The 9796-nt window shown below is 61.9% G+C and carries 9 protein-coding genes; 2 read left to right on the top strand and 7 right to left on the bottom strand.

The features are described from left to right. Window positions 1–296: 296 nt before the first annotated feature. Window positions 297–902 (bottom strand): tRNA-(ms[2]io[6]A)-hydroxylase, encoded by a 606-nt coding sequence (miaE, locus tag IN820_RS03195; RefSeq protein WP_193679598.1) that lies wholly within the window; start codon window positions 900–902, stop codon window positions 297–299. Window positions 903–1080: 178 nt separating this feature from the next. Between miaE and IN820_RS03190 the strand changes: the two genes are divergently transcribed. Next, complete coding sequence (locus IN820_RS03190; RefSeq protein WP_193679596.1) at window positions 1081–1941, top strand: universal stress protein; 861 nt, start codon at window positions 1081–1083, stop codon at window positions 1939–1941. A gap of 34 nt (window positions 1942–1975) precedes the next feature. Here IN820_RS03190 and IN820_RS03185 read toward each other — a convergent pair whose 3' ends face one another. After that, window positions 1976–2452: a DUF1289 domain-containing protein gene (locus IN820_RS03185; RefSeq protein ID WP_193679595.1), complete on the bottom strand. Its 477-nt coding sequence runs from the start codon at window positions 2450–2452 to the stop codon at window positions 1976–1978. Between the two features lie 408 nt (window positions 2453–2860). On the opposite strand from IN820_RS03185, the gene acnB reads away from it, so the two are divergent. Further along, entirely contained in the window at window positions 2861–5473 is a 2613-nt protein-coding gene (acnB, locus tag IN820_RS03180; protein WP_193679597.1) for a bifunctional aconitate hydratase 2/2-methylisocitrate dehydratase, read from the top strand. A gap of 363 nt (window positions 5474–5836) precedes the next feature. Here acnB and IN820_RS03175 read toward each other — a convergent pair whose 3' ends face one another. From IN820_RS03175 to IN820_RS03155, 5 genes are all read right to left on the bottom strand, one after another. Then, on the bottom strand, window positions 5837–6829 hold the full coding sequence (locus tag IN820_RS03175) for an OmpA family protein (RefSeq protein WP_193679594.1): 993 nt from the start codon (window positions 6827–6829) through the stop codon (window positions 5837–5839). 99 nt (window positions 6830–6928) lie between these two features. Continuing rightward, entirely contained in the window at window positions 6929–7519 is a 591-nt protein-coding gene (gene sigX, locus IN820_RS03170; protein ID WP_193679593.1) for an RNA polymerase sigma factor SigX, read from the bottom strand. Window positions 7520–7602: 83 nt separating this feature from the next. Next, window positions 7603–8427, bottom strand: a complete 825-nt coding sequence (locus IN820_RS03165) for a mechanosensitive ion channel family protein (protein WP_193679592.1) — start codon at window positions 8425–8427, stop codon at window positions 7603–7605. A gap of 2 nt (window positions 8428–8429) precedes the next feature. After that, window positions 8430–8672 carry a hypothetical protein gene (locus tag IN820_RS03160; RefSeq protein WP_011913182.1) on the bottom strand — a complete coding sequence of 81 codons (243 nt, stop codon included), beginning with the start codon at window positions 8670–8672 and terminating at the stop codon, window positions 8430–8432. A 56-nt stretch (window positions 8673–8728) separates the two neighbouring features. After that, window positions 8729–9724: a zinc transporter ZntB gene (locus IN820_RS03155; protein WP_193679591.1), complete on the bottom strand. Its 996-nt coding sequence runs from the start codon at window positions 9722–9724 to the stop codon at window positions 8729–8731. Between the last annotated feature and the right edge of the window lie 72 nt (window positions 9725–9796).

Raw genomic sequence — 9796 nt, 5'->3', positions numbered from 1 at the left:
CGGCCCGCTCCTACGGACGCTCAGAACACCTCGACAATTCGAGCAACACGCAATTGGGACAGGGCAAAGGACAATCCGCGCTCATACCCGGCAGACGCGTGGGCAAGGCTTCGCCGTTGCCCACCCTACGAACTCACCGGTCATTAAGTTGTAGGAGCCGGCTGCCGGCGATCATCGGCAATGGTGATCGGGATCGCCGGCAAGGACTAGGCGCCCCAGGCTCCTACGCTCGAAAGGCGCTTGCGCTTCTCCCGAGTCGCGGCAACGCGTGGATAAACGAACGTCAAAGACAGCCACTAGGCTGCCAGTGGCACGCCGCTGTGGAAACGAAACTCGCTGTCCGGGCTCTCGATGAGTTCACGCTCGCGCTCGCGCACCCGGATGATCGTCGCATCCACATCCGTCGCTTCGCCGTACTGGTAGGCCAGCTTCAGATAATCCTGGAAGTGCCGCGCCTCGGACTTGAGCAGGCCGTGGTAGAACTTGCCCAACTCCTCGTCCAGATACGGAACCAGCAGCGCAAAGCGCTCACAGGAACGCGCCTCGATGAAGGCGCCGATGATCAGCGTATCGGTCAGGCGATAGGGCTCGTGATTACGCACCAGTTCGCGCAAACCCGCCGCATAGCGAGAAGAGCCGACGTTGCGCAAGACGATGTCGCGCCTGCGAATGATCGCCAGCACCTGTTCGAAATGACGCAGCTCCTCTCGAGCCAAACGCGACATCTTGTTCTGCAGGTCGGGCTTGTCGACGTAGCGGAACATCAGCTGGAACGCCGTTCCTGCTGCTTTTTTCTCACAGTTGCCATGGTCGATCAGCATGACGTCCTGATTCTGCAGCGCCGCATCCACCCAGGCCGCCGGGGTGGCACAAGCGAGAAAGTCGTTCAGATCAGGGAGCATGTCGAACCTTGCATATTCAGGAGCATGATAAGCGGGTGGCTGCATGGCACCGCCCGACGCCGGGCGGGCATTATTGCGAATGCCGCGCGGAGCAGCCAGCCTTGCTTGATATACGTCACGGCTGGCATCGCAGGCTTGTCTATAGTTGACCAACCCGCATCTGGAAATGGAGCCGATCATGCAAGCCATTCGCTGCATCCTCGTGGTAATCGACCCGAACCAGCCACAAGAGCTGGCACTGAAACGCGCGCGACTGATCTCGAGCGTCAGCCAGTCCCGCCTGCATCTGCTGGCGTGCGATTCCAAGCGCGACCACAGCGGGCATCTGGCAACGCTGCGCGAGCAATTGGAGAGCGAGGGGCACCCGGTCACCACGCAACAGGCCTGGCATGAGAGCGTTCACCAGACCATCATCAGCGTGCAGCAGGCTGAAGGCTGTGGGCTGGTCGTCAAGCAGCACGTGCCGGAGAACCCGCTGAAGCGTGCCCTGCTCACTCCCGAGGATTGGAAACTGCTGCGCTATTGCCCCTGCCCGGTGCTGATGGTGAAAACCGACACGCCCTGGACGGGTGGCAACATCCTCGCAGCAGTGGACGTCGGCAATGCCGACCTCGAACATCGCACTCTTCACGCCACCATCGTCAACCACGGTTTTGATATCGCCAGCCTGGCCGATGGCAAGTTGCACGTCATCAGCGCCCATCCCTCCGCCATGCTTTCGGCAGCCGACCCGGCCTTCCAGCTCAAGGAAACCATCGAGGCGCGCTATCGTGAGGCCTGCAAGCAGTTCCAGGCCGAGTACGGCATCCCCGACGCGCAGCTGCATATCGAGGAAGGCCCGGCCGACGCCCTGATCCCACGGGTCTGCCAACAGCTCAAGGCGGTGGTCACCGTTATCGGCACCGTGGCCCGTACCGGCTTCTCCGGCGCGCTGATGGGCAATACCGCGGAAGTGGTGCTCGACACGCTGGAAAGCGATGTCCTGGTGCTGAAACCCGACGACATCATCGATCACCTGGAAGACCTGGTCCGCCATTGAGCCTGCCGAGCGGAGGCCTCGGCGGTTTCCGCTCTCAGACGCGAAGATCCATACCCTCGGCCAGGAACCGCGGCGCGATGTAGCGCTCGTAATGCGCCTCGGACAACAGGAAGAACTCCCGGTCGATGGCATCCCTCAACTGCGGCAGCGACCAGTCGCGAAATTCGGGGAGCAGCACCAGGCCGTAGGCATCCAGTTGCTGGATGACGCGGGCACCGCGAGCGATCAGCTGGTAGGCCCAGCAATAGGGGGATTGCTCGATGACGAAGCGGATCTGCCGCGCCTCCAGTTGCTGGCGCAGCAGCTGCGCATCGAACACTTCCAGCTTCGCCGCCATCACCTGCGCCAACAGGATCTCCAGGCGTCGCCATACCGCGCGCTTCTCTTGCTCGCCGTAGGCGTTCCAATTCACCACCTCGTGATGGAAACGCTTGCAGCCGCGGCAGACGATATCGCCATAAACGGTCGAGCAGAGACCGATGCAGGGAGTTTTGATGCGCTGGGTCGACATGGGCAGAACAGGCTGATGATCGGTCGCGCATCTTAGACTTTTGTCCAACCAGGGTCACCCGCCTTCACCTCCGACGGCCCGGCGCGAGCGCCTCCAGCCCAGGCCAGCCGGCATCCAGGCCTTGTCGCGCGCAGCTCTGCCTGGCGATGTGGCGCCAGTCGATACTGGCACTCGACTTAACTTTACGGGCCCGTTCCAGTAGAATCAGTCCGCCGTTTTTTGGCGCCACATTCCATACGAAGCTGTTTTCAAAGCGTCACGAGCACAGTTGAACCGGCCGCGTGCCGGGTGCGCAGAACTGCCCGTTCCCTGCCCATCCGGCCTCGCCCATCCGGCGTAAAACTTTGAAAACAGCTTCCGGATGCGCGTCCCGAAACACCCATGGGACCAATGATGAGGGTAAAAACTGTGCTTGAAGCCTATCGCAAACACGTAGAAGAGCGTGCCGCCCAGGGCGTCGTGCCCCAGCCGCTGAACGCCGAGCAAACCGCAGGCCTGGTCGAGCTGCTGAAGAACCCGCCGGCCGGCGAAGAAGAATTCCTCGTTGACCTGATCACCAACCGCGTTCCCGCGGGTGTCGACGAAGCCGCCTACGTCAAGGCCGGTTTCCTGTCCGCCCTGGCCAAGGGCGAAACCTCATCCCCCCTGCTGAGCAAGCAGCGCGCCGTGGAACTGCTGGGCACCATGCAGGGCGGCTACAACATCGCCACCCTCGTAGAAATGCTGGACGACGCCGAACTGGGCGCCGTTGCCGCCGAGCAGTTGAAGCACACCCTGCTGATGTTCGACGCTTTCCATGACGTGGCCGAGAAAGCCAAGGCCGGCAACCCGCACGCCAAGGCCGTCATGCAGTCCTGGGCCGAAGGCGAGTGGTTCACCAACCGCCCTGCCCTTGCCGAAAAGATCACCCTGTCCGTATTCAAGGTGACCGGCGAAACCAACACCGACGACCTGTCGCCGGCCCCGGATGCCTGGTCGCGCCCCGACATCCCGCTGCACGCCCAGGCCATGCTGAAGATGGCCCGCGACGGCATCAACCCGGACGTTCCGGGTTCGGTCGGCCCGATCAAGCAGATGGAAGAGCTGAAGGCCAAGGGCTTCCCGGTCGCCTACGTCGGCGACGTGGTCGGCACCGGCTCTTCCCGCAAGTCCGCCACCAACTCGGTGCTGTGGTTCTTCGGCGATGACATCCCCTACGTGCCGAACAAGCGCGCTGGCGGCTTCTGCTTCGGCACCAAGATCGCCCCGATCTTCTACAACACCATGGAAGATGCCGGCGCCCTGCCGATCGAATTCGACTGCACCAACCTGGCCATGGGCGACGTGATCGACGTCTACCCGTATGCCGGCAAGGTCTGCAAGCACGGCACCGAAGAAGTCATCACCACCTTCGAACTGAAGACCGACGTCCTGCTGGACGAAGTGCGCGCCGGCGGTCGTATCCCGCTGATCATCGGCCGCGGCCTGACCGAGAAGGCCCGCGCCGAACTGGGCCTGGCACCGTCCACCCTGTTCAAGAAGCCGGAAGCGCCAGCCGACAGCGGCAAGGGCTTCACCCTCGCGCAGAAGATGGTCGGTCGCGCCTGCGGCCTGCAGGAAGGCCAGGGCGTACGCCCGGGCACCTACTGCGAACCGAAGATGACCACCGTCGGCTCCCAGGACACCACCGGCCCGATGACCCGCGACGAGCTGAAGGACCTGGCCTGCCTGGGTTTCTCCGCCGACCTGGTGATGCAGTCGTTCTGCCACACCGCCGCCTATCCGAAGCCGATCGACGTCAACACCCACCACACCCTGCCGGACTTCATCATGAACCGCAGCGGCGTGTCCCTGCGTCCGGGCGACGGCATCATCCACAGCTGGCTGAACCGCATGCTGCTGCCGGATACCGTCGGCACCGGCGGTGACTCGCATACCCGCTTCCCGATCGGCATCTCCTTCCCGGCCGGTTCCGGCCTGGTCGCCTTCGCCGCCGCCACCGGCGTCATGCCGCTGGACATGCCGGAATCGGTTCTGGTGCGATTCAAAGGCCAGATGCAGCCGGGCATCACCCTGCGCGACCTGGTCCATGCCATTCCCTACTACGCCATCCAGCAAGGCCTGCTGACCGTCGAGAAGAAGGGCAAGAAGAACATCTTCTCCGGCCGCATCCTCGAGATCGAAGGTCTGAATCAGCTGACCGTCGAGCAGGCATTCGAGCTGTCCGACGCCTCCGCCGAGCGCTCCGCCGCCGGCTGCACCATCAAGCTGCCGGAAGACTCGATCGCCGAGTACCTGAAGTCCAACATCACCATGCTGCGCTGGATGATCAGCGAAGGCTACGGCGATGCCCGCACCCTGGAGCGCCGCGCTCAGGCGATGGAAGCCTGGCTGGCCGATCCGAAGCTGCTGGAAGCCGACAAGGACGCCGAATACGCAGCCGTCATCGAAATCGATCTGGCCGACGTCAAGGAGCCGGTACTCTGCGCGCCGAACGACCCGGACGATGCCCGCCTGCTGTCCAGCGTTGCCGGCGAGAAGATCGACGAGGTCTTCATCGGCTCCTGCATGACCAACATTGGCCACTTCCGCGCCGCCGGCAAGCTGCTCGACAAGGTCAAGGGCGGTATCCCGACCCGTCTGTGGCTGGCTCCGCCGACCAAGATGGACGCCCATCAGCTGACCGAAGAAGGCTACTACGGCATCTACGGCAAGGCCGGTGCGCGCATGGAAATGCCGGGCTGCTCGCTGTGCATGGGTAACCAGGCCCGCGTACAGACCGGTTCGACCGTGGTCTCCACCTCGACCCGCAACTTCCCGAACCGCCTGGGTGACGCCACCAATGTCTACCTGGCCTCTGCCGAACTGGCGGCCGTAGCCTCCATCATCGGCAAGCTGCCGACCGTCGAGGAGTACATGGAGTACGCGAAGAACATCGACAGCATGGCTGCCGACATCTATCGCTACCTGTCCTTCGACCAGATCGCCGAGTTCCGTGAAGCTGCGGAAAAGGCCAAGATCCAGGTCGTCGAAGTCGTCTGACGGTGACGCAATGAAAAGAACCCCGCTTCGGCGGGGTTTTTTTTGTCCATGTCTCAATAGCCCTTGGCGATAAGCCGTGGATTGGGTTGAAGAGCGAAGCGACGAAGCCCAACGCGTCATGTCCATGCCTGTTGGGCTGCGCTGCGCTCAGCGCCAATCTACCGGCGGTGCGCCCGATCACCCGAACATCGGCCTGTCGCACGCACGTTCAACAAGACCCCCCAACATAACGGGGACATGGCCTTGCTGGCCGCCTTTCGCCCGAACGAACGATGCGGAACGATTGGGCAAGCGATCAGAGTCATTTCCCGCAGACAAAGAAAACCCGGCCAAGGCCGGGTTTCTCTCGGAGCGGGAGCCGGGTTACTGAACCTGGGCTTCCACTTCGGCTTCTACACGACGGTTGATCTGACGACCTTCTTCGGTGGCGTTGTCGGCAACCGGACGGGACTCGCCGTAACCTACCGAGTTCACGCGACCGCTTTCCACGCCGTACTCGTTGACCAGGACGTTGCGAACCGCTTCGGCGCGACGCTCGGACAGGCGCTGGTTGTACTGATCGGTACCGACGGAGTCGGTGTGACCTTCGACGGTGGTGCTGGTCTGCGGATACTGCTGCATGAAGTCGGCGAGGTTGCGGATGTCGCTGTAGCTTTCTTCACGGACCTGGGACTTGTCGAAGTCGAACTTGACGTCCAGCTCGACGCGCACCACTTCCGGAGCCGGTTCCGGCTCGGTGTCGACGATCGGAGCCGGAGCCGGTTCCGGAGTCGGCTCGACGGCCGCAACCTGGCGGGCACCGCCACCGAAGTTCAGACCGACACCGACGCCAGCCATCCACTCGGCTTCGTCCGCATCGATGTTGTACATGCCGTCGACGCTGGCCTTGGCGAAGAAGTTCTCGGTGAAGTAGTACTTCAGGCCGGTACCCACGTTGGCGAAGGTGCTGCTGTCACGGCCGCTGCGGGCAGCCTGGCCGATGCTCTGGTGAGCGACACCGGCGGAGACGTAAGGACGCAGGCCGATACCCGGGGCGCCGAAGTGGTAGGCGGCATCCAGGGAAGTCAGGCTGCCCTTGATGTTCTTGTGGCTGCCGTCGGTGCCAACCGGATCCTTGGAGGTCAGGTCGTGGTATTCGCCATAGGAAAGACCCAGCGAGACGTCGTCGGTGAGGAAGTAGCTGACGCCTGCACCGTAGAGTTCACCGTCACGCTGCACGTCGCGCGAGCTGTCGGTGAAGTAGTGCTTGCCGAACGCTTCCACCTCAACGGCGCCCTGCCCCTGGGCCAGCGCGCTGAGAGAAGTGGCGGCAACCATCGAACCGATTACAACGCCTAAGGTGTTTTTAAGTTTCATCCGTAAATCCCCATCTGGTGGTTAGTATCAGAACAATCTAAGGAAACCGGCTGTCTGTATGCCCAAGCTGTTCGCCAGACATAAGACAAGTTCCCCTCATTAAGTTTCAATTTTCTCGGAAAATTTTTCCCGAAGCTTATCGAGCGCCCGCTTGTAACGCATCTTCGTTGCGCTCAGCCCCATATGCATGATGTCGGCAATTTCTTGGAATTCTAATTCGGCAACAAAACGCAGCACCAATATCTCTCGATCGATCGGATTGACATGAACCAGCCAGCGATCCAGCCCGCCTTTGTCTTCGATCTTCGGCGCTTTCTCCTCGGAAGCTTCTTCAAGCGGATCGAGGCTCAGCGCGTCGAGCAAGCGCCGTTTGCGCCGCTCCTTGCGATATTGGGTGATGCATTCGTTGTAAGTGATGCTGTATAGCCAGGTCTTGAATTTCGACTTGCCCTCGAAGTTCTTCAACCCATAAAGGACCTTGAGCATTACTTCCTGACACACATCGTCGGCATCGCGCTCGTTTCCCAAATAACGCGCACATACATTGAACAGCGTACGCTGATATCGGCGCATGAGTTCTTCGTAAGCACGGGTAATATGAAACAGCTCGACATGAGCGTGCTGCACCAGCTCTTCATCGGTGAGCTGGCGAGGGTCGTAGCGCGGAATGGACGATTGGGTTTTAGTCAAGACGCTTCGAGCCGGCAATCATGGTCACGGCCGCCAGTCATGGAAGCCGAAAAAAGGCGACGTACTTTACCAGATATGCACGGCTAACGGCTGCCAACGCGCTGCTCGAGCAGCACTTTGTTGGCCACCGACGCCAGCTCGCCGTCATCGGTCAGCAGCAGTGTCTTGACCGTACCGATCTCCTCGATCTGCCCTTCGACATCCGCCAGCCTCACACGCTGTCCCACCTCGTACAGCTCACGCACGTAGATACCGGCGAGAATCTGCCCGACCAGCTCGCGACTGCCCAGGCCAAGCGCCAGCGCAACCGCCAGGCCAACGCTGATCAGCACGATCGCGATGACGTAGTTGAGCAGTTCGGTCTTGACCTCGAGCTGCCCGATGGCCACCGAAATGCTGATGATGATCACCAGCCCCTGCGCCATCCGGGCAAGCCCGTTGGCGTAGTCCAGCCCGACCCCTTCCGCGGCACCCCGCACCAGCCCGCTGAGCAGTTGTGCGAGCAACACCCCCGCCAGCAGGATCAATGCCGCGCCGAATACCTTGGGCACGTAGAGAGTCAGCATGTCGAGCGTCGCGGACACGCGTTCCAGCCCCAGCGATTCGGCAGCCGAGACCAGGAAGATCAGCAGCACGAACCAGTAGACGACCTTGCCGATCAGCGCCGAAACCGGGATGCGGATACCTGCCCGGCCCAGCAGCTTGGTGAGTCCCGTACCGGCCATCAGCCGATCGAGGCCGATCTTGGCGAGCACCTTGGAGAGCAGCGTATCGAGCAGCTTGGCAACCACGAAGCCGAGCAGTACCACGACCAGGGCGCCGAACAGGCGAGGAATGAAGGCCGCGATGGACGCCCAGAGCGAGCTCATCGCCGACAGCAGACTTTGGGTCCAGGGATCGAATTCCATGATCAATCAGCCTTATCGAACGAAGGGTTGGATGTTTCTCGGCGTGAAACCGGGGACAGATGCCGCGAGCCGCTGTTGAACGCCATCATCAGCGCCGGCAGCCACTGACCCATCAGGGCGAACAGATCTCCGGCACCGACCTGGCGGTTGGCCGTTTTGAGAACGCGCCCCAGACAAGCATCATCATCATGCCCCGATGGCTTGTTGAGGAGGTCTCGCAGGGATTCTTCGAAGGGATCGCGCATGCAAACCTCGCTAGAGTATTCCGTCTAGACGGCCCGGGGTCGGTTGAGAGTCACATTCAGAGCCAGCGCAAACGGCGAAATACCCACCATTGAAACAGCGCAACGGCACCGATGAGCAGACAGGCCAGGACGAACCCGTAGGGATTCTCGGCCCCCGGGATACCACCGACGTTGATGCCGAGCAGACCGGTCATGAAGCTCATCGGCAGGAAAAAGCCGGTGATGATAGCCAGAAGATACATCGTCCGGTTCATGCGCTCGCTGAGCCTGCGCTGCTCCGACTCCAGCACCAGATTGACCCGCTCGCGGACCAGGTCCAGTTCCTCGAGGTAGCGGATCAGTCGGTTGCTCAGCTCGTTCCAGTACTCGGTATCGTCATCGGCGAACCAGCCCAGTCGGTTCCGCGTCAGCTGGCCATAAAGCTCGCGCTGGGGCAGCAGAAAACGCCGCAGGCTGGCGGCGCGCCGGCGCAGGGAAAGCATCGAGTCGTGCTCGGGCGTATAGCGCTCGTCGCCTTCCAGTGCTTCCTCTTGCGCATCGACCCGTTCGGCCAGTTGGGCAACCAGATCGTCGACACGATCGGTCATGGACTCGGCCAGGTACAGCAAAAGCTCCGAAGCGGTTTTCGGCCCCCTGCCCTCGGACAGTAAACGGATCACCCTCTCGGTGGAGTGCAACGGCCTGAGCCGCAGGGATATGACGCGCTGCGGATCGGCGAATACGCGTACGGACACCATGTCTTCCGGCTCGGCATCCGGGTTCAGGTTCACTCCGCGCAGGAATAGCAGCAGCTCCTCGCGTGGCAGGGTCAGCATGCGCGGGCGGGTATTTTCCTCGAGCAGCACGTCGCAGGCGAACGCACTCAGGCCACTGTGCGTGCGCAGCCAGGCCTGCGCCTGTTCATGGCTGCGATCCCAGTGCAGCCAGAGGCTCTCGCGCTCGGCAAGGCGCAGGCTGGCCAGGTCGCCATAGGCGATGGCTCGCGCGCCACCGCTGCCGTCGAGAAGGAAGGCATGGATCAGCCCCCGCTGCTCGCTATCGATCACCAGCATCAGTCTGTCCGTCGCTACTCATGAAAAGCCCGGCATGGCCGGGCTCGAAAAATGGCATGAATCGCCGTGTCG

It is taken from the genome of Pseudomonas lopnurensis (assembly GCF_015070855.1).
Taxonomy (GTDB): domain Bacteria; phylum Pseudomonadota; class Gammaproteobacteria; order Pseudomonadales; family Pseudomonadaceae; genus Stutzerimonas; species Stutzerimonas lopnurensis.
This window is presented reverse-complemented; position numbering and strand designations above follow the sequence as displayed.